Origin of the sequence: Ligaoa zhengdingensis (genome assembly GCF_014384885.1) — a bacterium.
Classification (GTDB): domain Bacteria; phylum Bacillota; class Clostridia; order Oscillospirales; family Ruminococcaceae; genus Ligaoa; species Ligaoa zhengdingensis.
Map to the genome: position 1 here is coordinate 129,993 of NZ_JACRST010000004.1, position 25,061 is coordinate 155,053.

Genomic DNA, 25,061 nt, shown 5'->3' on the forward strand with positions numbered 1-25,061 from the left:
TTGCCGGTTTATTTTTTGTGAAAAATAGGGTATGCTGATATAAAATCCTTTGTTTTCGTTTTATCGCGGGCCTCAACAAATATAACTTGGCGTATCTCATTTAGGATGGAGGAATGCGGCTATATGGGTATCGATGCAAAGATGATTCTTCGGTCAGCAGAGCAGCTAAAATCAGAAATGATCGAGGACCGCAGGGAAATACACAGACATCCCGAAGTCGGAACCTGTCTGCCCAACACCAAAAAGTATGTGAAAGACCGCCTCGTCGGGATGGGGTACGAACCGGTTGAAATCTGTGAGAGCGGCCTGGTTGCGACCATTACAGGCGAGGATACCGGCAGATGTATCCTCCTTCGCGCCGATATGGACGGGCTCAAAGTGGCCGATAGGACGGAGCTCGCTTTTAAATCGGAAAACGGGAACATGCACGCCTGCGGCCATGATATGCACACCGCGATGCTGTTGGGCGCGGCCAGGCTGTTAAGAGAATATCAGAGCGCAATAAAAGGCACCGTAAAGCTTGTATTTCAGCCAGATGAAGAGGGATTTACGGGGGCGAAGGCCATGCTTGAGGCGGGGGTTCTCAAAAATCCGACTCCCCAGGCGGGGCTGGCGTTTCACGTCAATTCGGGAACCCCCTCCGGCCTTGTGCTGTGCGGCAGAGGGACTTTTATGGCGGGCTGCACACTTTTCAGAATTACAGTGAAAGGCGTGGGATGCCACGGAGCGATGCCGGAGACAGGGGTTGATCCTATCAACATTGCCGCGCACATCTATCTGGCGCTTCAGGAGATTACCGCAAGGGAAATACCCGCCAAAAAGCCCGCTGTTGTCACGATCGGGAAGTTCAGCGGGGGAAAGGCCCCAAACATCATCCCGCAGGAGGTTGTTATCGAGGGTACCATACGGACGTTTGACCGCGACCTTTCCGCCGGCATCCTTCGCCGGATTGCAGCGATCTCCAAAAGCACCGCCGAGGCTTTCCGCGGTGCCGCCTCGGTGGAAGAATTGGCGTCGGTGCCCCCTCTCCTCAATGATCCGCAGCTTGTTGACCGGATGGCGGGCTATACGGCGGAGCTGTTTGGGGAGAAATCCGTCTACCCGGTGGACGAGGGCGGCATGGGCTCGGAGGATTTTGCCGCTTACACATATGAGCTGCCATGTGCGTATCTGCTGATTGGCGCGGGTACAAAGGAGGAAGATTCGCTTTACGGCGAGCCGATGCACAATGAGAAAGTGGTATTTAACGAGGAGATTTTGTCGAAAGGCGCGGCCATCCACGCCTATTGTGCGATAAAGTGGTTGGACAATGAATGAGCAGGGCCGGGGCGGGCGCCCCAGCCGTTTTTTATTATTTTAGGCATTGACTGATTGGGGTCGGTAATGTTATTGTATTAGCGACCCCAATAAGTGAGGTGATGCGATTGGGGAACAAAAAATTGGGTCGTCCCACTGACAATCCCAAAGACATCTCGCTAAAAATTCGGCTTGACAACGATACTTCCCATATGCTGGAGGAATGCAGCGAAGCGTTAAAATTATCGAAAGCCGAAGTGGTGCGGCAGGGGATTCATAAGATGCATAGCGGCCTGAACAAAAAATGAAGGAAGCGGCCCGCCTCAACAAGCAACCGCTTCCTCCCCAAACCACAACAGCCAAAAGGCGATTGGGCTGCAAATATGATAACATGCGCCGCTGTCCCTGGCAAGCTGTTGTGGAAGACAACAAAGGAGTGAACGCTTCATGGTCATCCTGCAACTCAGTCAACAGCAGTACGAACGGTTGGTCAAATCCCTCGCGGCTTCGGCACATGCCGAGCCGCTGGAGGCCAGCTACACAGTGAGGCTGAACATCAACGGCGCGGACGGAGTACGCCGTCAAGCTGCAACCGGAATCCCACAACAGGGTGGCGGTTTTGCAGGCGCTGCGCGTCTTCCGCGACGGATGTCCCCCCCATTTTGAGCTGATTACCCGCAGCAATCTGCTGTCCGCCCTGCTGGAAATTCTCGTCCACCAGGGGACGGGCGCTCCAACCTGGTAGCAACCCAAAGCACCCCCGGCGGATCACCTGCCCGCCGGGGGTGTTTTAGGTTCGCCGCGGCCGCGAAGATGCGAAGCCCCGCGGTGCGGCGCTTCAGTACCGTTCGCGGTGGATCTGCTCCGCCACCGGGCCGCGCGGCCGGCGGGCGGGGGATTCCGCCGCATACCCGATCGGCAGCAGCGCAATGGGGACGACATCCTCGGGCAGGCCCAGCACCGCGCTGAGCTCCTGTTCGTGGAACCCGCTGACATAACAGCTCGCGAGCCCGAGTTCCACCGCACCCAGCAGGATGTTTTCCACCGCTGCGGAGCAGTCCAGATAGGGCAGATGCGGCCAGATCGAGGTCTCGCCGTACCGTCCCTTGATCTTGGCGAGATCCGCGCACACCGCAATCACCAGCGGTGCGGTGAGAATCCACTTCTGCGGGTTGGACTTCGACTCATCCCGGCCCGCAAAGGTGGTCTCCACCACCGCCTGCTTCTGCCCGGCGCTCTCAATCAGGATGAACTCCCACGGGCGCAGGTTGCCGCCGGAGGGGGCGTCGTGGGCCCATTCCAAAAGTTGCATCACCAGTTCGTCCGGAACAGGCTGGTCGGTGTATTTGCGCACGCTCGCGCGGGAGGCGACGAGATCGGAAAAGTTCATAGACGCAATCACTCCTTGTGTCAAAATAAAGTGTTATTTTTATTCTAGCATGCTGTATCAGCGAAGTAAAGATATGCAGAATGCTCAAATTTTTAATTTGTTTTAACAAAATCTTTACTTTTTCGCTGTTGTCTGCTAAAATGTAAAAGTATTAAAGATTTCGTCGAAAAGAAGCGCAATGGTGCGCCGCCTGATTGTCCAAGATACCCCGTGAATTTGGAAAACCAAGAAGCACTCTTTTGATTGAGCAATGAGGCCAATTCAGCTCTGTGCTGTGTTGGCCTCATTTTAAAAAACAGCATGAGAAAGGAAGTCGCGCAAATGAAACTGCTCTATCTGTTGCCTGGCAATGTCAGGGATGGCGGATTGGGGGAAGCCGAGATGCTGCGCAGAAGGGATGTTCTGCAGGCGAACGCCTTCCCGGGTACGGTTGTGGAGATCGCGGATGTGGCGACCGGCCCGTCCTCGATTGAGTCGATGTATGAGGAGTACCAGTCGGTGCCGGGTTCGGTGGCGGCGATCGTACAGGCCGAAAAGGACGGCTTTGACGGCGTGATTCTGGGCTGCGCGGGCGACCCTGGCCTGGACGCCGCCAAGGAGATGGTGAGCATCCCTGTGATCGGCCCGGGTGAGAACTCGGTGCTGCTGGCGGCACAGCTCGGCCACCACTTCTCGATTATCACGGTGATGGATTCGATCGTGGATGCGCTGGAGCACCTGGTACTCAAGGCCGGCGTGGATCGCAAGCTCGCCTCGGTGCGTTCGGTGAACGTGTCGGTGCTGGATATCGGCAAGGACCCCGACCTGATCCGCCGCCGCGCGCTGGAGGAGGCCAAGGCGGCCCGCGACCAGGATCGTGCGGATACCATCGTGCTGGGCTGCATGTCCATGGCCTTCGCGCAGCTCGATAAGGAGATGTCCGCCGAGCTGGGCATCCCGGTGATCAACCCGGCCATCGCGGCGCTCAAAACTTTGGAGGGCATGGTCGCAATGGGGATTTCCCAGAGCAAAAAGGCATTTCAAACTCCGCCTAAACTGCTGAAGTGAAGGCGCTGTCGAAATAAAATAAGATGTTTGGAGGAAACAATTATGGAAAAGTCATTGAAACAGGGCTATAAGGGCTATAAGGCCTACGATTACCTGGTTCCCGGTGAGGATTACAAGGTCTTTAACCTGGCCGAAGAGGGCAACGAGTTTGGCGAGTACATCATCCCGCTGACCGATGAGCAGGAAAAATTCATGGACGAGATCATCGCGAAGTATCCGATGATCTCCCTGCATGAGCATCCGTTCTGCTTCCCGAAGCCGGTGACGGACACCTTCGATTATGCGCGCGAGGGCCGCAGCTTCACCGCGTACCGCGCGTTGGCCGAGTCCAAATGGGACTGCGTGTTCGACAATATGATGGATGGCTGCTGCCTGATCACATCCAAGCACGGCTGGAAATGGAACGACGTCATCTACGACCTGGGCCTGCGCCTGGCCGACATCTCCCACCAGGACTTCCTGATTAAATGCGAGAAGGTCGACGACATCTACCGCGCGAAAGCCGAGGGCAAGGTCGCGTGGGTGCCGGTGATCGAGGGCGCCGCCATGATCGAGAACGAGCTCGACCGCATCGACATGCTGTACGGCTTCGGCGTCCGTCTGATGGGCATCACCTACAGCGAGTCCAACGGGCTGGGCAGCGGCCTGAAGGAAGCGCACGACGGCGGCCTCACCCATCTGGGCTATCAGGTGATCGACCGCATGAACAAGGTCGGTATGGCCATCGACTGCGCGCACGTGGGCGACAACACCACCCTCGATATCATCGAAGCCAGCAAAAAGCCGGTCTTCATCTCCCACACCGGCGCGCGCGCCCTGTGGAACAGCAAGCGCCTCAAGAGCGATGAGATCATCAAGGCCTGCGCGGCCAAGGGCGGCGTCATCGGCATTGAGGCGGCCCCGCACACCACCATCACCGAGAAACACACCACCCACGACATCGAGGCGTTCATGGAGCACTTCGAGTATGTGAAGGACCTGGTCGGCATCGACTTCGTCTCCTTCGGTCCGGACACCCTGTACGGCGACCACGTCGGCCTGCACCACGCGTTTTCGGCCAACCTGTCGATCAAGCAGGCGTTTGTCAAACAAAACGGCGAGGGCAAGGCTCCGTCCTTCCCCGAGGTTCCGTATGTAAAGGGCCTCGAGAACCCGACCGAGGCTTCCTACAACATCATCCGCTGGCTGATTAAACACAACTATTCTGAGCAGGATATCGCGAAGGTCATGGGCGGCAACGCGATTCGTGTTCTGAAAGAAGTCTGGTGAAAGGAGGAAATCCTGAATGAAGAAGCCGAAATTTCCAGTAGTATCCCTGGTTTTGATGCTGATCTATCTGATCGGCGGCAGTATCCTCTGCGCGCTTCCGAATCTGCCTGCAATCGCGGGCGGCATTGATATCGCCGTTTGGATCATCGGTTATGTGGGATACGTCTACGTGATCCTGGCCTGCCTTTATTATGCCAAAAAGGGCAAATAACAACTTTGCCTGTTTGAGAGAGAAGGGATGTTAACAATGAGCGCAACAACACAATATATCATCGTTATTGTGGCGTACTTCATCGCGATGTTGGGCATCGGTTTTTTGTTCAACAACAAGGTTACGTCCGATAAGGATTACTTTATCGCGAAAGATAAGCTGAATGCACCCGCAATTGGTTTTTCATTCTCAGCCACGCAGATGAGCGGCAGCACCTACATGGGTACCGTCGGCTCGATCCGCACCCTGGGTTATGCCTTCATTCCGGCGGCGATTTCGTCGGCAGCGGCGCCCTGGTTCTGCTATGTCCTCGTGGGTGACCGCATCCGCAAGGTTTCCGCCCGCTTGAAGAGCGTCACCATGGCCGATATCTTTGAAGCGCGCTTCGGCAAAGTTGCCGGCCTGCTCGCGACCATCATCATGATGGTGGCGTCGGTTCCCACGATTGCGGCGCAGCTGAAGGCGGCTGGCAACTCGTTCGAGGTCCTGTTGGGGATCCCGTACATCGCCGCCCTGTTCATCTTCGGCGGCATCGTCATCCTCTACACCATCCTGGGCGGCATGTTCGCCGTGGCTTGGACCGACCTCATCCAGGGTATCCTGATGATCTGCGGTTTTGTCATTCTGCTCCCGGTGGTGCTCACCAACTGCGGCGGCTTCACCGCGATGCACGAAGCCTACGCCCAGTTTAACCCCGCCGGTATCTCAATCAGCGGCAGCCAGCCCATGATGTGGGTCATTTCGGGCTTCCTTGTCTGGGGCTTCTTCCAGGTCGGCGGCCAGCCCGCCGCGACCACCCGCTTCCTCACCACCAGCAACGAAAAGACGTTGAAATCCGCGCTGGTCTATTCGATCCTGTTTGAGAGCTTCATCTTCCTGGCTCTCGCGGTCATCTCCATCGGCGCCGGCGTTCTGCTGCCCGTGGTGGAGAACTCGGATATGGCCCTGCCGATGCTGATCCAAGGCTATCTGCCCCCGATCGTCGGCGGCATCGTCCTGGCGGCCGCGCTGGGCGCCATGATGTCCACCATCGACTCGGTTCTGCTGATGGTGAGCTCCCTGTTCGTCAACAATATCTATGAGAAATACATCAAGAAGGGCGAGAACGCCAAATCCGGCCTGAACGCTGGCCGTATCACCACCATCGTGGTGGGCGTGCTCGGCCTGCTGGTCGCCATCAATCCGCCGGATGCAGTGCTGTGGATCATCACCACCGGCTTCAGCCTGATGGCCGCAGCCTTCACCTTCCCGCTGCTGCTCGGCCTTTGGTGGCCCAGAACCACCAAAGCGGGCGGCCTGGCCGGCATTGTCACCGGCAGTATCGCCTGCCTGGCGTGGTACATCGCCGGTTATGTGCTGTACGGCTCGCTCAGCAAGTGGATCGGCGGCATCTGGCCGGCCATCTTCGGCAGCGTGATCTCGCTGGTTGTCACCGTCGTGGTCAGCCTGGCGACCAAGCCGGACAGCAAAGAGGTCCTCGACGTCTTCTTCGACGACACCGAGGTGGAGGGCGAACCCGCCTAATCCAAACAAGCGACATCCATGTCAGGGATGCGGCGTCTGCCGCGTCCCTGACATTCTGCTTTTGGCAGCAAACAGTGATTGAAACCACAGAAGGGAAGTACCAACCATGAAGATCAAAACCACCCTGAACCGGCTGACGCCCGAACAGGCCGAGGAGCTGGCAAAGCATGAAAATTTGGGCCTGCTGGGCGTGTTGCTTTATAAGCTGGGCCGCAAGCCCATCGCGACGACAGTGCTCAAGGTGAACAAGTTCTATTACCCCTACTACGTGGCGGGCACGGTGCTGACCTTCAAGCGTGCGGCCAAGCTGCCCTCCCGCCAGATGGTGGGCATGGCGGTGATGGAGGGCGCGTTTGGCGTGGTGCAGGATATGCGCGGCAAGCCGGATATGCTGGAAAAGGATGTGCCGGCGGGCCAGGTGGTCGCGTGCAAATATGACCGCGAAAAGGCCGAGCTGCAGATCGGCAAGTTCTTGGCGAACAAGGGGTACCGCAAGTACCGCTCGATCCCCCAGGTGGATTTCAGGGAGATGGAAGTGATCTACAAGCCGCATTACGCCTGCCTGTGCCAAAAGGGTAAGAAAAAGTTCTACCGCATCATCGACGCGGAGATTCGCGAACGCAACTACATGCTCGATATCAAATACAAAGAGCTCACCTTTATGGATGAGGAGCCCGAGGAGGGCCCCGCCGCGCTCGCCGAGCCGCAGGCGGACGACCGGCCCGAGGGAACTGTGCGGGGGGAATGACCCGCCGCGCGTTAAAGGGGAGGAGCGAAAGGAGGAACTACCCGTGAAAGAATATATCGTAAAAACCAAAGGAATCATCGATGGGACGGGCGCAGGCCTGCTGCCAAACGGCGAGATGATTGTGCGGGACGGCAAGATCGCCGCGGTGGGCACGTCGCTCAAAGCTGAGGGGTTGCCTGTGGTGGATTTGAGCGGTTACTACCTGCTGCCCGGCCTGGTGGACAGCCACACCCATCTTTCCATCGTGCCCGCGCAGGGCAACCAGCTCGCGCAGATGGCCCTGCCCGCGGGTCGCAACATCCTGCGGTCGATGCCCAACATCCGGCGCCAGCTGGAGAGCGGCGTCACCACCATGCGCATCATGGGCGAGGAGCACTGGATCGACCTCGACATTCGCAATGCAATTGACGAGGGCCTGATCGAGGGCCCGCGCATCTTCGCAGGCGGCATCGGCATCGTGGCCACCAACGGCCACGGCGTGGGCCTCACCACCTCCGACACCCCCTATGAGGTGCGCAAAAACATCAGGAAAAACTTCGCCAAGGGCGCGGACTTCGTCAAGATGTTCATGACCGGCGGCATGAGCAGCTCCCGCCCGCCGGTGGACTTCTGCGGCTTCTCCCGCGAGGAGGTCGCAGCGGCGGTGGAGGAGGCCACCCGGATGCGCACTTACGTGGCGGCCCATGCACACGGAGGACCGGGCGTGGACCTGTGCATCGAGGAGGGGGTGCGCACCATCGAGCACGGCGCGCTGCTGACCGATGAGCAGATCAAGCGCATGTGCGACAAGCAGATGTGGGTGGTCGGCACCTTCTCGATCATGTTCCATCCCACCGGCATCGAACAGAGCGACTTTTCCAACCCCGCCATCAAGGCGAAGGTGCTGCACAACCGCGAGGTCGAGGCGGAGACGTTCAGCCGCATCCTCGCATCCGGCCTGCGGTACGCCATCGGCACCGACAGTATGCACGGACTGATCTCCTACGAGATGGAGTGCCTGGTGAACTTCGGCGCCAGCAATATGGACGCGATTGTGGCCGCCACCAGGAGCGGTGCGGAAATCTGCATGATGGAGGACCGTGTGGGCACGCTGGAGGCGGGCAAGCTGGCCGACTTCATCGCGGTGAAGGAGAACCCCCTGGACGACATCAAGGCGATGGCGCAGGTGGATCTGGTCTATAAGGACGGCGTCAAGCTGGTGGATAAGCGCGCGTAAAGGGGTGACGATATGATCCGGATAGAGCGCATCCGGGCGGATATCGAGGCGCTGCGGGCGTTTACCGCCACGCCCGGCGCAGGGGTCACCCGCTTGAGCTTCTCCCCGCAGGAGGGGCAGGCGCGGCGTTATCTCCTCACTGAGATGGAACGGGCTGGGCTCGCGGTGCGCGAGCATCCCTCCGGCTGCCTGCTCGGCCGCCTTGCGGGGAAGAACCCCGGCCGGCCCGCCGTGCTGACCGGGTCGCATTACGATACGGTGCATAACGGCGGCGCATTCGACGGCGTCTGCGGCCTGGTCGCCGCTTTGGAGATGGCCCGTTCGATGCGGGAGGACGGTTATTTCCCGAGCAATCCGGTGGAGATCGTCGGCTTTCTCGAGGAGGAAGGGACACGGTTCGGCTACGGCCTGCTGTGCAGCGCGGCCCTGCTCGGGCTGATTCCGGCGGAAGAGCTGGCGGCGCTGCGCGACGACGACGGCGTGACGTTTGCGGATGCGGCCGCGGCGTGCGGCCTCAGCTTGGCGGATCTGCCCGCTGAGGTTTTGCGGCCGGATGACCTGAAGGCGTTTGTTGAGCTGCACATCGAGCAGGGCCCGGTGCTGGAGCAGTATAGACGGGAGATCGGCGTGGTGGATTGCATCGCGGCGATGTGCTTTGGCCAGGTGACGGTGTGCGGCCGGGCCGACCACGCGGGCACCACGCCCACCGAGCTGCGCTTGGACGCGATGCGCGGCGCGGTGGAGGTGATCGGCCGGTTCTATGAGGCGGCGGGTCAACTCGGCGGCGGGGTGGTGGCCACGGTGGGCAAGCTGGTGGTCCACCCGGGCTCTGCCAACGTGGTGCCCGACCGGGTCGTTTTCTCGGTGGATTACCGCTGCCGGGACGGCGGGCTGGTGAAGCGGATGCGGGAGCTGCTGCTGGAGGCGCTGGAAGCGCTCAAGGCGCTCGGGCTCTCGTACCAATACGAGGACGGCGGCGTGCTCCCGGCCGTGCAGATGGATGCGCGCATCATGGCCTCGATCGAGGAGGAGGCCGCCCGGCTGGGCTATTCCTCGATGCGCCTGCCGTCGGGCGCGGGGCACGACGCCATGAATCTGGCGGAAGCCTGCCCGGTGGGGATGATCTTCCTGCCCAGCGCGGGCGGGCGCAGCCATTGCCCGGAGGAAAACACCGGTTGGGAGGAGATCGCCAAGGGTGCGCGCGTGCTCGAGGCGGTGGTCAAGCGGCTGTGCGAATCCTGATTGTATCAAGAATATGGGGTGCGAGCTTTTTCGGTTTGCCCCACAAAAGCGAAAAGCGCTGCGGAATCATTTGGGTTCCGCAGCGCTTTGTTGATTCTGTTTTGCAGATGATACGGCCGGGCTGCACTCGCCGGAGAACAGCTTTTCCAGCCTTTCCTTGAGCGCCTCGTAGGCCTCTACCACGGCAAATTTGACCTTGTATTCCGGTTCAGCCGGAATCAGCTCTCCCTCGGCCAGGGCGGCTTCGCGGGTGCCGCGGCTTTCCGCTGCGGGCAGGCACATGGGCGGGAACATCACGCACCACCAGTTGTGCCCCTTGCCCTCCCCGATCAGGATGCGCACCGCGTCGTAGTGCCCGGCGGGCATCACCACATCGCCGTACTGCCGAGTGGCGAAGTACATGTTCACCACCTGCACCTCCACCGGGTCGCCGCAGCCGTTTTCGCGCAGGGTGCGCTCGGCGATCTCTGCGATCCGGCCGGTATTGCTGCGGGCCAGCTCCACGGCCCCGCGCTTGTCGGGCGCTGTGCCGAACAGGTCGGCCCCCTCGCGCAGCACCGCGTCGCGCACCTTGAGCTTGAGGGCCTGGTCCGCGTCGCTGTCCGAGTTGGCCAGAATATGTAACCGGATGGTATCCTCCCGCACCGTTTCACACTGCGCGGCGAAGCCGGACATGCTGCCGGTGAAGATGGCGAGAATGAGCCCGATGAGGATGGCGAGTTCCCAACGCTTCATAAAAAAGACCGCCCTTTCCGAGATGGATGGGCGCGCAGTCGCTTGTGCGCCCTACACTCAGTTTGGGCGGTAAATTTTGGTATTATACAACTTGTCAGGGGAAATATACTGCGAAATCTTTCGCAGCCTCAGCCCCCGTGCGCCGTCACCCGCCACCCTGTGGGGCAGGGGCGCGCGACGAATGCGACGCGGCACTCCCCGGCGAGCGCATCGGCGCAGGCCCGCGCCTCGTCCGGCCGCTCGAACAGGCCGAACACCGCCGTGCCGCTGCCGGTCATGCAGGCGCCCAGCGCGCCCAGCTCCCGCAGGCGGCGCTTGAGGAGCTCCACGCAGTCGAGGTCCGCGGCCGGCTCCAACACGTTGCAGAGCCGCTTTGCCACCCCGCGCAGGTCGCCCGCGGCGAGCGCCGCGCACATCCCGCCGTGGTCCGGCTGGGCAGGGGCGGCGATCGCATCGTACCGCGCAAAGCAGGTTGCGGTGGGCATCCCCTCCTCCGGCTTGGCGATCACGACCGCACAGTCGGGCAGAGGGGGTAGCGCCGCGAGTTTCTCCCCGATGCCCCCGGCGAGGCGGGTGCCGCCGGTGAGGCAGAAGGGCAGATCGGCCCCGATTGAGGCCGCGAGGAGAAGCAGCTGCGCCTTTTCCAGCGGGGAGCCGGTCAGCTCGTTCAGCGCAGCCAGCACGGCCGCGCCGTCGGCGCTGCCGCCGGCCAGCCCGGCCTGCATCGGGATGACCTTGCGGATGGAGATGACAGCGCCCGCGCCGCGGATGTCGGCCACCTCAAAGAAGCGCTGCGCCGCCTTGTGGCACAGGTTGCGTCCATCGCAGGGCACGGCGGGGTCGTCGCAGCGGATCGAGATCCCCGGCGCGCCGGTCAGCTCGACCGCGACCGTATCGCATAAGTCCACCGACTGCATCACCATCTTCATCTCATGGTAGCCGTCGGCGCGGCGGCCCTCAATGCCCAGGGTGAGGTTCAGCTTGGCCGCGGCCGACAGAGTGATCGACGGCATAAAAATTCCCCCTTCAGTGATAAAACAGCCCGCTGCGCCGGATATCGATCGCCTTCACCGGGCACATCTCGTGGCAGCAGTAGCAGCGGATACAGTTTGTATAATCGATATGGGCCTTGCCGCCGGACACCGCGATGGTGTGGGCGGGACAGCTCTCGGCGCACTTGCCGCAGCCGATGCACCCAGCGGTGCGGATTGCCGGGCGCGGGGTGAGGAAGCGGCCGGCAAACCAGTCGGCCGGCCGCCGGATGAAGCGGGGCAGGCGGGTGTTGAAATCCACCGATTTGACGGCGGGCATCCGGAAGCCCTCGACGGGCGCCAGCCGCTCCGGCTCCCCCACCAGCTCCAGCTCGGAGAGGGCGGGGGCCAGTCCCCGCGTCCGCGCTGCCTTCACGGTCAGCGCGCGCTCCTCCGGCATCCCGATCAGGCGGCAGAGGGCTACGTCGAGCGCGTAGGGGTTTTCGGCACACAGGGTGAGCCCCACCGGCCGGGGAGAACCGCCGCTCGGGCCGTCCCCCTCCATGGCAACCACCGCGTCCACAAAGGTGACGGCGGGACGCACCGTCTCGCACAGGTCGACGAGCATCCCGCAGAATTCCTCAGGATTTTTGAAGCGGTAGTGGAACTCGGGTTTTTGTAGCCCCGGCACACAGCCGAACAGGTTTTTCACCGCACCCGAGAGGCCGGTCATACAGTGGGTTTTGAGCTTGCACAGGTTGATGACCAGGTCGGCGTCGGCCACCGGGTCGATGAGGTTGAAGGAGGATACCTGCCGGGCGTTTTGTGCGGGCACCTCCTGCCAGCCCACCTCCAGGTTGCAGGTGATCCCCTCGGCCTCGGTCACGGCGGCCATGCCGCTCGCCTTGTAGATACCTGCCAGCAGGCTTGACAGATAGGGACCGCCTGGGCTGTCGGCGATGGTGATGCGGGTGACGCCGCGCCGTTTGAGCGCCCGCACCACCGCCGCCACCAGCTCGGGGTGGGTGGTGGTCGCCTCCTCGGGGGAACGTCGCAGCAGCAGGTTGGGCTTGAGGGTCACGCGCAGGCCGGGGCGCAGCAAACGATCAAGACCCAGCAGCCGAATGTGTTGTTCGACCGCTGAGTCCAGCAGCGCGGGGTTGTATTCCGTTGTGGAAAGGATGGAGACGCGGGTCAAACCGATTCCTCCGTTTGCTTTGATTTGAGGTCCTTGAGGAACGCGCCGATGCGCCTCAGCGCTTCCATCAGGTGGCTGATCGAATAGGAGTAGGAGACGCGCACAAAGCCCTCGCCGCTCTCCCCAAACGCGGTGCCCGGGATGACCGCCACGTGGCGCGTCTCCAGGAGCTGGCGGCAGAAGTCGTCGGACGACAGCCCGGTGGAGCGGATGCAAGGGAACACGTAGAACGCGCCCTCCGGCTCAAAGCAGGTGAGCCCCAGCTTGTTGAGCTCGCTCACCAGCAGGCGGCGGCGCATGTCGTACTGGTCGCGCATCGCCACAATCTGGTCGTCGCATTCGCGCAGGGCCACGATCGCCGCATATTGGCTGGTGGTGGGGGCGCACATGATGGCGAACTGGTGGATTTTGAGCATCTGCTTGATGATCGGGGCCGGTCCGCAGGCGTAGCCCAGCCGCCAGCCGGTCATGGCGTAGGCCTTGGAGAAGCCGTTAATCAGGATGGTGCGCTCCCACATGCCGTCCAGCTCGGCGAACGAGACGTGGCGCTCGTCGCCATAGGTGAGCTCCGCATAGATTTCGTCGGACAGCACCATGATGTCGGTGCCGCGCAGCACCTCGGCGATCGCCTCCAGGTGCTCGCGGCGCATCACCGCGCCGGTGGGGTTGTTGGGGAAGGGCAGGATCAGCAGCTTGGTGCGGTCGGTGATGGCGGCGCGCAGTTCACTGGCTGTCAAACGGAAGTGGTTTTCTGCCTTGGTGGCGATCGGCACCACCTTGCCGCCGGTCAGCTCCGCGATGGGCGCGTAGGAGACGAAGCAGGGCTCCACCACAATCACCTCGTCGCCGGGGTTGACCAGCGCGCGGATGCAGATATCGATGCCCTCCGAGCCGCCCACCGTCACCATCGTTTCGGTTTTGGGGTCGTAGCTGAGGTCGAAGTGGTTCTTTAAGTAACGGCAGATTTCCACTTTGAGCTCCGCGAGGCCCGCGTTGGCGGTGTACCAGGTCTTGCCCTTTTCCAGCGAGCGGATGCCCGCGTCGCGGATCTGCCAGGGGGTTTTAAAATCGGGTTCGCCCACGGAGAGCGAAATCACATCGTCCATCTCGGCCGCGATATCGAAAAACTTGCGGATGCCGGACGGCTTGATGGTTTTCGCCTTGTTCGAGAGGATGGTTTCGTAGTTGATCACAGCAGGGTGACACTCCTCTCGTCGCGCTCCTCGCCCACCACGCGGAAGCCGCGCTCCTTATATTTGCGCAGCACAAAATGGGTGGCGGTCGAGAGCACCGAATCCAGGGGGGAGAGCTTGTGCGCCACAAACAGCGCCACATCCTTGAAGGTTTTGCCGGTCACGGTGAGGGCGAGGTCGTAGCCGCCGCTCATCAGGTAGACGGTCTCCACCTCGTCGAATTCCATGATTGTCTCCGCAATCTCCTCAAAGCCGCGGTCCTTTTTGGGGGAGACGCGGATTTCGATGCGCGCGGTGACCAGGTCGCGCCCGGCCTTCTCCCAGTCGATAAGGGTCTTATAGCCATGGATGACCCCGTCCTTCTCGTAGCCTGCGATCGCCGCCGCCACTTCTTCCTCGCTTTTCCCAAGCATGACCGCCAGTTGTTCATTGGGCATTCTGGCGTTGTCTTCCAGCAACGTCAACAGTTTATCCATGACAAGATCACTCCATTTTTTTCAAAATTTCACCGCAAAAAACGGTGATTACAGGAAAGTTTACCACAATTGCGTGCCCTTTGCAACAAACCAGCGGGAAAATCTGTCAGTAAAGCCGCAGCATCCGCGGTTCGCGGCGCTTATAGAAACAGAAATAGCGGAAACCCGCGGCGCGGGCCAGTTCCATGCCGTCCGCGATGCCCGCGCCCAGGTCCTCGGCGCGGTGCGCGTCCGACCCGATGGTGATGATCTCGCCGCCCAGCTCGCGGTACCGCCGCACATAGCGCAGGGTGGGCATGGTGAGCCCCAAAGGCTGGCGCAGGCCGGAGGTGTTGATCTCGATGCCCTTGCCCGCGTGCGCTACGCGGCGCAGAATTTCGTCGATCACCCCGTCGAACCGCTCGAGGGTCACGTCGTCGCGGCCGTCGCGCGCGATGTAGCGCATCGGGTAAGTCAGGTGGCCGAGCACGTCGAATTTTCCCCAGTCGAGCAGGAGCTGCATCCGGTCGAAGTAGGCCCCCAGCACCGCATAGGGGTCGTCCTCCCCCGCAAAGTTCATATAGTAGGGGTCCTTTTTGTCCCACACCGAATGCACCGACCCGATGACAAAGTCGAATTTCCCCGCGGCCAGCGCCCGGTCGGCCAGCGCGGGGTCCGCGTCCGGCTCGCCAATTTCTATCCCCGACGAGAGCGCAAACCCGCTGCCGAAGGCGGAGCGGGCCTTCTGCACCTCGAAGTAGGACTGCCCCAGCCGGCGCAGGAACTGCTGCTCCTCGAAGAAGTCGATGTCCGCGTGGTCGGTCACCGCGATGCCCAGCAGGCCGCGCGCGATGGCGCTTTCGCACATGAACATGATCGAGTGGGTGCCGTCGAAGGAATTGTCGCTGTGGGTGTGGCTATCGAACAGATTGTATAACATCGCGTGGGACTCCTTTCGGCGAAATAGACGGAATGTGGACAGACTGTCCGTCTATTTTCGATAAATTCACCAATGTCCCTATTGTAACATATTTTAAATCCTTTTTGTAGTGGGGTTTGCGCCTTTTTTGTTTGACTATTTGTGCAGTTGTGATAAAATTATACTGTTCATTCTGGTATCGGAAAGGATGTTTCCTGTGAATTCGCTCATCCGCGTCTGCTGCATTTCCAACCGGGTCCGCTCGCTGCGGCCGGATATCTGCCTGCAATCCGCCCTGGAGGCGATCGAGTCGGTGCGCAGCGATTGCCCCGACCTGATCGTGCTGCCCGCCTTTGCGCTCACCGGTGCGGGCTGCGGCAGCCTTTCGGGCAACAGCGCCCTGCTCGACGCCGCGCGCGATGCGCTGGACGAGCTGCGCCTCGCCACCGCCGATCTGCCCTGCTATGTGATCGCGGGGCTGTTGCTGGACGACTGGGGCAAGCCCGCGCCGGTGTGCGCGGTGCTGCACAGCGGGCAGCTCGTGGGCTTTGTGCCCGCCGAGCCCGGGCCGTCCTCCCGCTTCGACGGCCGCTACTCCGACCGGGTGCTGCCCGCGGGCGCCGTCTTTTCTGCGGGTGGCTGCCGCTTCACCATCTGCTCCTGCCCGCCCGACCGCCTGCTGCTGCACACAGCCGAGCTCGCAGCGACCGGGTGCGACCTGGTGGTCTGCCCCTCCTGCGCGCCGCTCTACGCGGGCTATATCAGCGAGGCCAGGCGCACCGCGCGGCTGGTCACCAAGGCGCTGGGCTGCGCGGCGGCGCTCTGCAACGGCGGGGGCGGGGACACCACCAGCCCCTGGCTGTTCGGCGGGTTTGCGGGCGTCTACGAATGCGGGGAGGAGCTGCGCTTCGCCGCGCAGAAGAACGCCGATTGCCTCTCGCCGGTCGAAGCGGTCGGCGCGGACATCGACCTCGACATCATCGCCGCGCAGAAGCCGGGCGGCGTGTATGTGAAGCCGTTCTTTTCCGCGGGCCTCTCCGACGGCAAGAAGGGTATCCTGCGGCGCATCCCGCAGAACCCGTTCCTCACCTGCCCCAACCGCGACGCCTATGTGGGCGAGCTGTTTGCCCTGCAGGTGTCGGCGCTGATCGGGCGGCTGCAAAACAGCGGCATTCAAAAGATGGTGCTCGGGGTGTCGGGCGGGTTGGACAGCGCCCTGGCGCTGCTGGTGGCCGCGCGCGCGGCCGACTGCCTGGGCCTGCCGCGCGAGGCGCTGTGCGCTGTCACCATGCCGGGTTTCGGCACCACCGACCGCACCCTGCGAAACGCCAAGGCGCTGATGAAGGAGCTGGGCTGTTCCTGCGCCGAGGTGTCCATCCGCGAGGCCTGCACCCAGCACTTCCGCGACATCGGGCAGGACCCGAACAGCCGCGATGTGACCTATGAGAACGCGCAGGCGCGCGAGCGCACCCAGATTCTGTTCGACATCGCAAACCAGGTGGGCGGGCTGGTGATCGGCACCGGCGACCTGTCGGAGGCCGCGCTCGGCTGGTGTACCTTTGGGGGCGACCAGATGGCGGGCTACAACGTCAACATCTGCCTGACCAAGAGTATGATCCGGGCGGTGGTCAAATACGTGGCCGACGCGGGGCTTGTGGTGCAGGCGGCGGCGCTGGCCTACGGCGGGGCCGCGGCCAAGGCGCCGGGCGGCCCCGTGGCGCACATCCTGCGGGATATCCTGGCCACCCCGGTGAGCCCCGAGCTGTTGCCCGCGCAGCCGGGCGGGCAGATTGCGCAAAAGACCGAGGAGATTCTCGGCAGCTACGACCTGCACGACTTTTTTACCTATTATTTTGTCAAATACGGCTTCCGCCCGGCCAAGCTGCTGCGCTACGCCTGCGTGGCGTTCGGCCCCCAGCTGGAGCCCGCGTTCATTAAAGAGAAGCTGGAGCTGTTCCTGCGCCGCTTCTTCGCCGCGCAGTTTAAGAGAAGCTGTTCCCCCGACGCCGCCTCGATCACCGAGGTGAACCTGTTGGGGCAGAACTTCACCATCCCCTCCGACGGCGACTGCCGCGCGCTGTTGGCCGAGTTGGAGGAGATGACCGTATAAATTCACTGACAGACCGAAATTTGAGGAGGAATTTTTTATGCGCGCAGTCATCACTGTGGTAGGCAAGGACAGAGTGGGTATTTTAGCGAAGGTTTCGTCTATCTGCGCCGCCTGCAATGCGAATGTCAACGACGTGACCCAGTCGGTCATGCAGGATATGTTCGCCATGATTATGATGGTGGACATCTCGAGAATCAGCTGCGATTTTAAGGAGATCCAGGTGAAGATGAATCAGCTCGGCGAGGAAATGGGTCTGCAAATCCATGTGATGCACGAGGATATTTTCAACTCGATGCATCGTATTTAAGTGCAGAAGGGGGAACCGGCATGATTAACACCAACGATATTCTGGAGACCATACGGATGATCCAGGACGAGAATCTGGATATCCGCACCATCACCATGGGCATATCGCTGCTCGACTGTTGCGACAGCGACATCCACAAAAGCTGCGACAAGATCTATGAGAAGATCACCCGGCGCGCCCAAAAGCTGGTGCAGACCGGCGAGGATATCGCGGCGGAATACGGCATCCCGATCATCAATAAGCGCATTTCTGTCACCCCGATCGCCATGGTGCTGGCGGTCAGCGGCGGCGACCCTGTGGAATACGCCAAAACCCTGGAACGCGCGTCGCGCGCGGTGGGGGTCAATTTTATCGGCGGCTACTCCGCGCTGGTGCATAAGGGCTTCGCGGCGGGCGACCGCGCCCTCATTGAGTCGATCCCTGAGGCGCTGGCCGTCACCGACCACGTCTGTTCGTCGGTCAACATCGGCTCCACCAAGTCCGGTATCAACATGGATGCGGTGCGCCTGATGGGCCGGCAGGTGGTGGAGGCCGCACGCCTCACCGCCGACCGCCAGTGCATCGGCGCGGCCAAGCTGGTGGTGTTCTGCAACGCCCCCGAGGACAACCCCTTTATGGCGGGCGCGTTCCACGGCCCGGGCGAACCCGACTGCGTCATCAACGTGGGTGTTTCCGGCCCGGGCGTGGTGCGCGCAGCGCTGAAAAAAGCGGGCGACTGCGACCTCACCGAGGTGGCCAACATTATCAAGCGCACCGCCTTTAAGATCACCCGCATGGGCCAGCTGGTGGGCACCGAGGCGTCCCGCCGCCTGGACGTGCCGTTCGGCATCGTCGACCTCTCGCTCGCCCCCACCCCCGAGATCGGGGATTCGGTCGCCTACATCCTGGAGGCGATGGGGCTGGAGAAGTGCGGTGCGCACGGCACCACCGCCGCGCTCGCGCTGCTCAACGACGCGGTCAAAAAGGGCGGCGTGATGGCGTCGTCCCATGTGGGCGGCCTCTCCGGCGCGTTCATCCCGGTCACCGAGGACGCGGGCATGATCGCGGCCTCTCGCTGCGGCGCGCTGCGCATCGAAAAGCTCGAGGCGATGACCGCCGTCTGCTCGGTGGGCCTCGATATGATCGTGGTGCCCGGCGACACCCCGCCCGAGGTGATCTCCGCCATCATCGCGGACGAGGCCGCCATCGGCATGGTCAATTCCAAGACCACCGCCGTGCGCCTCATCCCCGCCATTGGCAAGAAGGAGGGCGAAGAGCTCGACTTCGGCGGCCTGCTGGGCTTCGGCCCGGTGATGGCGCTCAACCCCAACAGCCCCGCGCGGTTCATCGCGCGCGGCGGGCGCATCCCCGCGCCGCTGCAATCCCTCAAAAACTGAGCAGGGGATCGAAAAGCGCCCCGCCGATAGGCCTCATAGGACAATAAAAATCCTCGGCGGATAAAAACCCATCTGCCGGGGATTTTTTTCTTGCGTTTGCCTGTCGTGTACAGTATAATTTGCAAATAAGGCAATGATAATTTGAAGTTTGAAGAGGTTATTATGATTGAATTGAGGCAGGAACAGCCCAACGATTATTTTGAAACAGAGAATGTAATAAGAGAAGCGTTTTGGAACCATTACACGCCCGCTTGCAATGACCATTATTTGATTCATATCATGCGGGATTGCTCTGTATTTGTCCCGGAACTTGATATTGTAGCGGTGAATGGGCAGAAAATTGTTGGCAACTCGATGTGCTTGAAATCTTATATTGCCGGCGACGACGGAACACGTTATGAGGTGTTAAGCCTCGGCCCTATTGGCGTGCTACCGGAATATCAAAAAATGGGCGTCGGCGGCATGATGATCGCCCGCACCAGGGAAATTGCAAAGAAACTCGGTTTTAGAGGTATCTTGCTGTGCGGCGACCCCGATTATTATACGCGCCAAGGGTTTGTGGCGGCAGAAAATTACGGCATTCGTAATTCGGAAAACCTGTATGCTGATGCGCTTCACGCTTGTGAATTATACACGGGGGCTTTTGCAAAAGTACAAGGTCGCTATTATGAAGATGAGATTTACAATGTAGACGAAAGCCTTGTAAAAGAATACGATAAATTGTTTCCTGCCAAGGATATCGTCTGTGGTACGATGACGCAGAAGAAATTCGAGATGATGCTTCAAAGGGTCAAACCCTACAAAGCGTAGGCGTAAAATTTCAATTTGCCCGTCAGTTGTTTCTGAAAAGAGGGTGCGTTTCTACACATGATCTGCGACCAATGCAGCGCAGCGATGAGCAAAGAAAAAGGCGGCGGCATCCACTGAGGATACCGCCGCCCATTCATTGCAGCAAATCGTTGTTAGATTGCGCGGGTCACCTTACCCGAACGCAGGCAACGGGTGCAAGCGTAAATGTGGCAGGGTGTGCCATTGACCATCGCCTTAACACGTTTCACATTGGGTTTCCACGTCCGGTTGGAGCGTCTGTGGGAGTGGGAAACCTGGATCCCGAAGGTAACGCCTTTTCCGCAGATGTCGCATTTTGCCATAAGATATTGCACCTCCTCACCGACCTAATTTCTGGCCGTATAGCATGCGAAAGGAAGCTCTCGCAAGGTTTCGCCGTAGATAGATTTAAATGCCGCGCCAAAGTCGGTATAAACGCGCGGATTTAGAAAGTCAACATTAGTATACTATCAGATTTGCCCGGCGAAATCAAGGCTTTTTGCGAAAATAGTCGGGCGAAATATGAATTTTTGGTAAAAAAACGGCAGGCCCAACCGTTTCTCTTGTAATTATTCCCCGCCAAAGTTATAATAAAAGATAACGTTTCCCGCCGTTTTTTGGCGCGGCGCGGGGCAAGACGGCGGCGTAAGTGCGGTTTTACGGCGCACAAAGAAGTTGGAGTGAACAAATTTTATGAACCTATCCCTGTCGAACATCCTGATCGGAGCCATCATGCTGCTCACCATCATGCCGGTGCACGAATATGCGCACGCCTGGGCGGCCGACAAGCTGGGGGACGGCAGCGCGCGTCTGAGCGGCCGCATGACCCTCAACCCCTTCGCCCACCTCGATCTGGTGGGAAGCATTTCGTTTTTGCTGGTGGGTATCGGCTGGGGCAAGCCGGTGCCGGTGTACATGCGCAACTTAAACCACCCCAAGCGGGACATGATGCTGGTGGCGCTGGCCGGTCCCGCGTCCAACGTGGTTCTCACTATTCTGCTGATGATCGTCTACAAGGTGCTCAGCGCGATCGTCGTCGCGGCGGGCATCCAAAATTACATCGTCAACATCCTGCTGTGGGTGATCCTGATGATCGCGCAGACCAGCGCGCGCTGGGCGGTGTTCAACATGCTGCCGGTGCCGCCGCTGGACGGCTCCCGCCTGCTCGAATACCTGCTGCCCTGGCAGGCTTATGCGAAGATCGAGCAGTATCAGCAGATCATCTACATCGTCATGCTGGTGCTGCTGGTGACCGGCGTGCTCTCCGTGCCGCTTAGCTTCCTCACCAACCTGCTGCTCAAGCTGGTGAGCCTCATCACCCTGCCGGTGGACCTGCTGCTGGGCGTGCTGTTTTAATCGGGGAGACGGGTATGGAGCAGCTCACATTTAAGCTGGATCAGTTCGAGGGCCCGCTGGACCTCCTGCTGTTCCTCATTTCCAAGCACAAGCTGAACATCTACGATATCGAGATCGCCAAGCTGCTTGAGCAGTACATGGCGTATATCGACGAGGCGCAGTTTCAAAATATGGAGGTCGCCAGCGAGTTTCTGGAGATGGCCTCGCGCCTGGTCTACCTCAAGACGGTGTCCCTTCTGCCCCGTCACGAGGAGGAAGAGGACAAGCTCAAGCAGGAGCTCACCGGGCAGCTGCTGGAATACCAGGCCTGCAAGCAGGTAGCCGCGCTGCTGGCCGCGCAGAACTGCTCGGCGGACCTCTTTGTGCGCGCCCCGATGGAGCTGGAGGCCGACTGCACCTACACCCGCGAGCACCCGCCCGGCGACCTGATCGCCGCTTACCTTTCGGCGCTGGGCAAGGCGCAGAAACGCATGCCGCCCCCGGTGGCGGCCTTTTCGGGCATCGTCAAGCGGCGGGTGGTCAGCGTGACCTCCAAGATTATTTATGTGCTCAAGCGGCTGTACCGCCAGCGGGTGGTGCGGTTCGACAGCCTGTTTGAATCGGCCGGCGACCGCAGCGAGATGGTCGCCACCTTTTTGGCTGTGCTCGAGCTGGTCAAATCCAAGCGGGTGCAGCTCTCCGACGACAACGCCGACCTCACCTTCCGCCGGTGATCGCAGGCGGGCGGCGGGTTCATTCCAGTAGACGGGAGGAAACGACTTGAAGCTCAACAAAGTGGAAAAAATCGCGGAGGCGGTGTTGTTTGCGAGCGGCGAGCCGGTGTCGGCGGCGCGCATGGCCCAGGTACTGGAGTGCGACATCCCGGTGGCCTACAGTGTGCTCGACCGGCTGCGCGACCACTACGACGAGGAGGACGGCGCGGTGGAGATCGTGATGCTGGGGGACAGCTACCAGATGTGCACCCGCCAGAAGTACGCGCCGTACATCCGCAGCGCCCTGGAAATCAGGCGCAACCAGCCGCTCTCGCAGGCCGCCATGGAGACCCTGGCGATCATCGCGTACAACCAGCCGGTGACAAAATCGTTTGTCGAGCAGGTGCGCGGTGTAGACAGCGGCAGCGTGGTCAATACTCTGGTGGAGAAGGCGTTGGTGGAGGAGCACGGTCGGCTGGAGCTGCCCGGCCGACCGGTGGCATATGTCACCACCTCCAACTTCCTGCGCTGCTTCGGGCTCAACAGCCTCGACGACCTGCCCAAGCCCCCGTCTGAGGACGGCGAAGACGGGGAGGCCGGCGCTGGCCCCGGGGACGAGGAGCAGATCGCGGGGCAGGTCAGCTTTGACGAACAGGCGGAGTGATCCGCCGCAAGCCGACGGAACGGCGGTGACAAGATGACGGTTTTTTTGTGGATTTTGGGCGTGCTGCTCCTGCTGCTCTGCCTGCCCGTGTCCCTCCTGGTGGACTGGGACGGGGAGATCAGGCTGTGGGTGAGCTATCTGTTCCTCAAGGTGCGCATCAACCAGCCCAAGCGGGACGCCAGGAAGCTGGAAGAGAACGCGGAACAGGAAGAGAAAAAGGAGCTCAAAAAGAAGGAAAAAAAGACGGGCAGCGAGCCGCAGGCGCTCACCGACACCATAGAAATGACGCTGGACCTCATCCGCTCCGCCACCGGCGGCGTCCGGATGCTCTGGCGCAACCTGCGGGTGCGCGGGCTGGAGCTGCACATGATTGTGGCGAAGGGGGACGCGGCGGGCACCGCCCTGGAGTACGGGCGGATGAACGCCTATCTGCACGGCGCCTACGCTACGCTGAGGAGCCTCGTCAACATCGACCGCGCGGTGCTCGACCTGCGGCCGGATTTTTTGTCCGACCGGGGGAGCTTCACCCTGCGCTTCCGCGTGAGGGTCACCCCGCTGGTGGTGCTGGCAGCGGCAGTGCGGGTGGCCGCGTCGTTTTTGTGGAAGATGGCCGTGCGGGGCGCGCAGTCCGGCGGCGGGATACAACAGGAAAGAAAATGAGGTGCAAGGATGAGTCAAGAACATATTGAAGGGATTCTCAACTCCTCGATGGAAAAGCTCAAGGCGCTGGTGGACGTCAACACCATCATCGGCGAACAGATCGTCACGCCCGACGGCACGGTGGTCATCCCGGTTTCCAAGGTGAGCTTCGGGTTCGCGTCGGGCGGTTCCGACCTGCCCACGTCCAAGCCGCGCGAGCTGTTCGGCGGCGGCAGCGGCGGCGGGGTCACCATCCAGCCGCTCGCGTTTCTAGTGATTACCCCGGGCGGCAGTGTGCGGCTGCTTCAGATGGAGCAGTACAGCGACTCGGTCGATCGCGCGGTGAACCTGGTGCCCGAGGTGATCGACAAGTTTGCGGGCATGTTCGGCAAGAAGAAGGAAACGCCCGCGCAGCAGGGATGATCCTCCGGCGGCATCCTCCCGCATAGGCGCGGGACTTTGCTGCATACACTTTCCACAGGCAGGTGATTGGCATGTGGAAAAAAAGATTGTGTTTTGCAGCGGCCGCCGCGCTGCTGGGGCTGACGATGTGCACCACGGCGCGCGCGGTGAACGCCAAGGGCGCGGTGGTGATCGAGGCGCAGAGCGGGCGGGTGCTGTTCGGGCAAAACGAGCACGAACGCCTGGCGATGGCGAGCACCACCAAGATCATGACGGCGATGCTCGCCCTCGAGCAGGAGGGGCTGGACGAGGAATTCACGGTGGACCCGCAGGCGATCCGGGTGGAGGGCTCCTCGATGGGGCTCACCGAGGGGGATATCGTCACCCTGCGCACTCTGGCCGCGGGGATGCTGCTTGCGTCGGGCAACGACGCGGCCAACGCGGCGGCGGTGCGCATCGCGGGCAGTCAGGACGCATTTGTGCAGAGGATGAACGAGCGCGCGGCCGAGCTGGAGCTCAAGGACACCTCGTTTGAAACCCCGTCGGGGCTGGACGGCGACAACCACTATTCCACCGCGTACGACATGGCGATGCTCGCACGCGCGGCGCTTCAAAACCCCGACTTCGCGGAAATCTGCGGGCAGTACCGCATGACGCTTTCCTACGGCAACCCGCCGTACAAGCGATGGCTTAAAAACCACAACCGGCTTTTGCAGGACTATGACGGAACGATCGGCGTCAAGACAGGCTTTACCAAAAGCGCGGGGCGCTGTCTGGTGTCGGCCGCGCAGCGGGACGGGGTGACCCTCATCTGCGTCACTTTGGGCTGCCCGGATGACTGGCGCACCCACGCCCAGCTGCTCGACAGCAGCTTTGCCCAGGTGCAGGCGGCCGACCTCGCGAGCCTGCTGCCCGAGCTGGCCCTGCCGGTGGGCGGTGGACTGGCGGACAGCGTGGCGGTATTGCCCGCCGCAGACGCCCATGTGGCGCTGGCCGAGGGGGAACAGGAACGGGTGAAGGCCGAGGTGACGCTGCGCCCATTCGCGCTCGCGCCGGTGCGCGCGGGCGAGTGCGTGGGGGAAGCGTGCTTCACGCTGGACGGCGAGGAGCTGCTGCGTCTGCCGCTGTGCACCCGTGACGGGGTGGCGGCGCGGCCGGTCAGTGAAAAAAAGACGGGATTTTGGAGCGGGCTGTGGGGCCGGCTCTTTGGAAAAGAGGCCGGCTGAACGGGCCGGCGGGAACTGCGTGAGCAGTGCGAGAAAGGATGTTATCA

28 protein-coding genes are annotated in these 25,061 nt (G+C 61.2%); 19 read left to right on the forward strand and 9 right to left on the reverse strand.

What is annotated here, in order from left to right:
* The first annotated feature begins 123 nt into the window (after window positions 1-123).
* Together H8711_RS04875 and H8711_RS04880 are read left to right on the forward strand one after the other, a co-directional pair.
* Window positions 124-1,317, forward strand: coding sequence for a M20 metallopeptidase family protein (locus H8711_RS04875; RefSeq protein ID WP_249282418.1), 1,194 nt, complete (start codon window positions 124-126; stop codon window positions 1,315-1,317).
* 101 nt (window positions 1,318-1,418) lie between these two features.
* Entirely contained in the window at window positions 1,419-1,604 is a 186-nt protein-coding gene (locus tag H8711_RS04880) for a CopG family transcriptional regulator (RefSeq protein ID WP_249282419.1), read from the forward strand.
* Window positions 1,605-1,852: 248 nt separating this feature from the next.
* On the opposite strand, the gene H8711_RS04885 is transcribed toward H8711_RS04880, so the two are convergent.
* Both H8711_RS04885 and H8711_RS04890 read right to left on the reverse strand, forming a co-directional pair.
* Window positions 1,853-2,044, reverse strand: coding sequence for a hypothetical protein (locus tag H8711_RS04885; protein ID WP_249282420.1), 192 nt, complete (start codon window positions 2,042-2,044; stop codon window positions 1,853-1,855).
* Window positions 2,045-2,134: 90 nt separating this feature from the next.
* Complete coding sequence (locus H8711_RS04890) at window positions 2,135-2,686, reverse strand: nitroreductase family protein (RefSeq protein ID WP_249282421.1); 552 nt, start codon at window positions 2,684-2,686, stop codon at window positions 2,135-2,137.
* Between the two features lie 321 nt (window positions 2,687-3,007).
* Between H8711_RS04890 and H8711_RS04895 the strand changes: the two genes are divergently transcribed.
* From H8711_RS04895 to H8711_RS04925, 7 genes are all read left to right on the forward strand, one after another.
* Window positions 3,008-3,733: an aspartate/glutamate racemase family protein gene (locus tag H8711_RS04895; protein ID WP_249282422.1), complete on the forward strand. Its 726-nt coding sequence runs from the start codon at window positions 3,008-3,010 to the stop codon at window positions 3,731-3,733.
* A 42-nt stretch (window positions 3,734-3,775) separates the two neighbouring features.
* Window positions 3,776-5,002: a dipeptidase gene (locus H8711_RS04900; RefSeq protein WP_249282423.1), complete on the forward strand. Its 1,227-nt coding sequence runs from the start codon at window positions 3,776-3,778 to the stop codon at window positions 5,000-5,002.
* A 16-nt stretch (window positions 5,003-5,018) separates the two neighbouring features.
* Complete coding sequence (locus H8711_RS04905) at window positions 5,019-5,213, forward strand: hypothetical protein (protein ID WP_249282424.1); 195 nt, start codon at window positions 5,019-5,021, stop codon at window positions 5,211-5,213.
* 36 nt (window positions 5,214-5,249) lie between these two features.
* Complete coding sequence (locus H8711_RS04910) at window positions 5,250-6,737, forward strand: sodium:solute symporter family protein (protein ID WP_249282425.1); 1,488 nt, start codon at window positions 5,250-5,252, stop codon at window positions 6,735-6,737.
* A 106-nt stretch (window positions 6,738-6,843) separates the two neighbouring features.
* The gene (locus H8711_RS04915; RefSeq protein WP_249282426.1) at window positions 6,844-7,485 is read left to right on the forward strand and encodes a hypothetical protein; all 642 of its coding nucleotides are present in this window, start codon (window positions 6,844-6,846) and stop codon (window positions 7,483-7,485) included.
* A 43-nt stretch (window positions 7,486-7,528) separates the two neighbouring features.
* Entirely contained in the window at window positions 7,529-8,701 is a 1,173-nt protein-coding gene (locus H8711_RS04920) for an amidohydrolase family protein (protein WP_249282427.1), read from the forward strand.
* Window positions 8,702-8,713: 12 nt separating this feature from the next.
* Window positions 8,714-9,943, forward strand: coding sequence for a M20 family metallo-hydrolase (locus H8711_RS04925; protein WP_249282428.1), 1,230 nt, complete (start codon window positions 8,714-8,716; stop codon window positions 9,941-9,943).
* Between the two features lie 66 nt (window positions 9,944-10,009).
* Here H8711_RS04925 and spoIIR read toward each other — a convergent pair whose 3' ends face one another.
* The 6 genes from spoIIR to H8711_RS04955 form a co-directional block, all read right to left on the reverse strand.
* A complete protein-coding gene (spoIIR, locus tag H8711_RS04930; protein WP_249282429.1) occupies window positions 10,010-10,678 on the reverse strand; it encodes a stage II sporulation protein R in 669 nt (222 codons plus the stop codon).
* A 128-nt stretch (window positions 10,679-10,806) separates the two neighbouring features.
* Window positions 10,807-11,691, reverse strand: a complete 885-nt coding sequence (gene ispE / locus H8711_RS04935; protein WP_249282430.1) for a 4-(cytidine 5'-diphospho)-2-C-methyl-D-erythritol kinase — start codon at window positions 11,689-11,691, stop codon at window positions 10,807-10,809.
* Between the two features lie 13 nt (window positions 11,692-11,704).
* Complete coding sequence (locus H8711_RS04940; RefSeq protein ID WP_249282431.1) at window positions 11,705-12,847, reverse strand: DUF362 domain-containing protein; 1,143 nt, start codon at window positions 12,845-12,847, stop codon at window positions 11,705-11,707.
* On the reverse strand, window positions 12,844-14,037 hold the full coding sequence (locus H8711_RS04945; RefSeq protein WP_249282459.1) for an aminotransferase class I/II-fold pyridoxal phosphate-dependent enzyme: 1,194 nt from the start codon (window positions 14,035-14,037) through the stop codon (window positions 12,844-12,846). The genes H8711_RS04940 and H8711_RS04945 overlap by 4 nt, the downstream gene beginning before the upstream one ends.
* Window positions 14,037-14,516, reverse strand: coding sequence for an Lrp/AsnC family transcriptional regulator (locus H8711_RS04950; RefSeq protein WP_249282432.1), 480 nt, complete (start codon window positions 14,514-14,516; stop codon window positions 14,037-14,039). Before H8711_RS04950 ends, H8711_RS04945 begins: the two co-directional genes overlap by 1 nt.
* 106 nt (window positions 14,517-14,622) lie before the next feature.
* Window positions 14,623-15,435 carry a histidinol-phosphatase HisJ family protein gene (locus H8711_RS04955; RefSeq protein WP_249282433.1) on the reverse strand — a complete coding sequence of 271 codons (813 nt, stop codon included), beginning with the start codon at window positions 15,433-15,435 and terminating at the stop codon, window positions 14,623-14,625.
* A gap of 196 nt (window positions 15,436-15,631) precedes the next feature.
* Here H8711_RS04955 and nadE point away from each other — a divergent pair, with 196 nt between their 5' ends.
* From nadE to H8711_RS04975, 4 genes are all read left to right on the forward strand, one after another.
* Window positions 15,632-17,524: an NAD(+) synthase gene (gene nadE / locus H8711_RS04960; RefSeq protein WP_249282434.1), complete on the forward strand. Its 1,893-nt coding sequence runs from the start codon at window positions 15,632-15,634 to the stop codon at window positions 17,522-17,524.
* A gap of 37 nt (window positions 17,525-17,561) precedes the next feature.
* Complete coding sequence (locus tag H8711_RS04965) at window positions 17,562-17,831, forward strand: ACT domain-containing protein (protein ID WP_249282435.1); 270 nt, start codon at window positions 17,562-17,564, stop codon at window positions 17,829-17,831.
* A gap of 20 nt (window positions 17,832-17,851) precedes the next feature.
* Window positions 17,852-19,207 (forward strand): PFL family protein, encoded by a 1,356-nt coding sequence (locus H8711_RS04970; protein WP_249282436.1) that lies wholly within the window; start codon window positions 17,852-17,854, stop codon window positions 19,205-19,207.
* 162 nt (window positions 19,208-19,369) lie between these two features.
* The gene (locus H8711_RS04975; protein ID WP_249282437.1) at window positions 19,370-20,017 is read left to right on the forward strand and encodes a GNAT family N-acetyltransferase; all 648 of its coding nucleotides are present in this window, start codon (window positions 19,370-19,372) and stop codon (window positions 20,015-20,017) included.
* A 152-nt stretch (window positions 20,018-20,169) separates the two neighbouring features.
* Here the strand turns inward: H8711_RS04975 and rpmB are convergent, their stop codons facing one another.
* Window positions 20,170-20,358 (reverse strand): 50S ribosomal protein L28, encoded by a 189-nt coding sequence (gene rpmB / locus H8711_RS04980; protein WP_249282438.1) that lies wholly within the window; start codon window positions 20,356-20,358, stop codon window positions 20,170-20,172.
* A gap of 370 nt (window positions 20,359-20,728) precedes the next feature.
* On the opposite strand from rpmB, the gene H8711_RS04985 reads away from it, so the two are divergent.
* The 6 genes from H8711_RS04985 to H8711_RS05010 all read left to right on the forward strand — a co-directional run bounded on the left by H8711_RS04985 (window position 20,729) and on the right by H8711_RS05010 (window position 25,014).
* The gene (locus H8711_RS04985; RefSeq protein ID WP_249282439.1) at window positions 20,729-21,391 is read left to right on the forward strand and encodes a site-2 protease family protein; all 663 of its coding nucleotides are present in this window, start codon (window positions 20,729-20,731) and stop codon (window positions 21,389-21,391) included.
* A gap of 14 nt (window positions 21,392-21,405) precedes the next feature.
* The gene (locus H8711_RS04990) at window positions 21,406-22,104 is read left to right on the forward strand and encodes a segregation and condensation protein A (RefSeq protein ID WP_249282440.1); all 699 of its coding nucleotides are present in this window, start codon (window positions 21,406-21,408) and stop codon (window positions 22,102-22,104) included.
* A gap of 46 nt (window positions 22,105-22,150) precedes the next feature.
* Window positions 22,151-22,747, forward strand: a complete 597-nt coding sequence (scpB, locus tag H8711_RS04995; protein ID WP_249282441.1) for an SMC-Scp complex subunit ScpB — start codon at window positions 22,151-22,153, stop codon at window positions 22,745-22,747.
* A 33-nt stretch (window positions 22,748-22,780) separates the two neighbouring features.
* Complete coding sequence (locus H8711_RS05000) at window positions 22,781-23,407, forward strand: hypothetical protein (RefSeq protein ID WP_249282442.1); 627 nt, start codon at window positions 22,781-22,783, stop codon at window positions 23,405-23,407.
* A 9-nt stretch (window positions 23,408-23,416) separates the two neighbouring features.
* Window positions 23,417-23,809, forward strand: coding sequence for a GerW family sporulation protein (gene ytfJ / locus H8711_RS05005; protein WP_249282443.1), 393 nt, complete (start codon window positions 23,417-23,419; stop codon window positions 23,807-23,809).
* A 71-nt stretch (window positions 23,810-23,880) separates the two neighbouring features.
* On the forward strand, window positions 23,881-25,014 hold the full coding sequence (locus H8711_RS05010; protein ID WP_249282444.1) for a D-alanyl-D-alanine carboxypeptidase family protein: 1,134 nt from the start codon (window positions 23,881-23,883) through the stop codon (window positions 25,012-25,014).
* The last annotated feature ends 47 nt before the right edge of the window (window positions 25,015-25,061 follow it).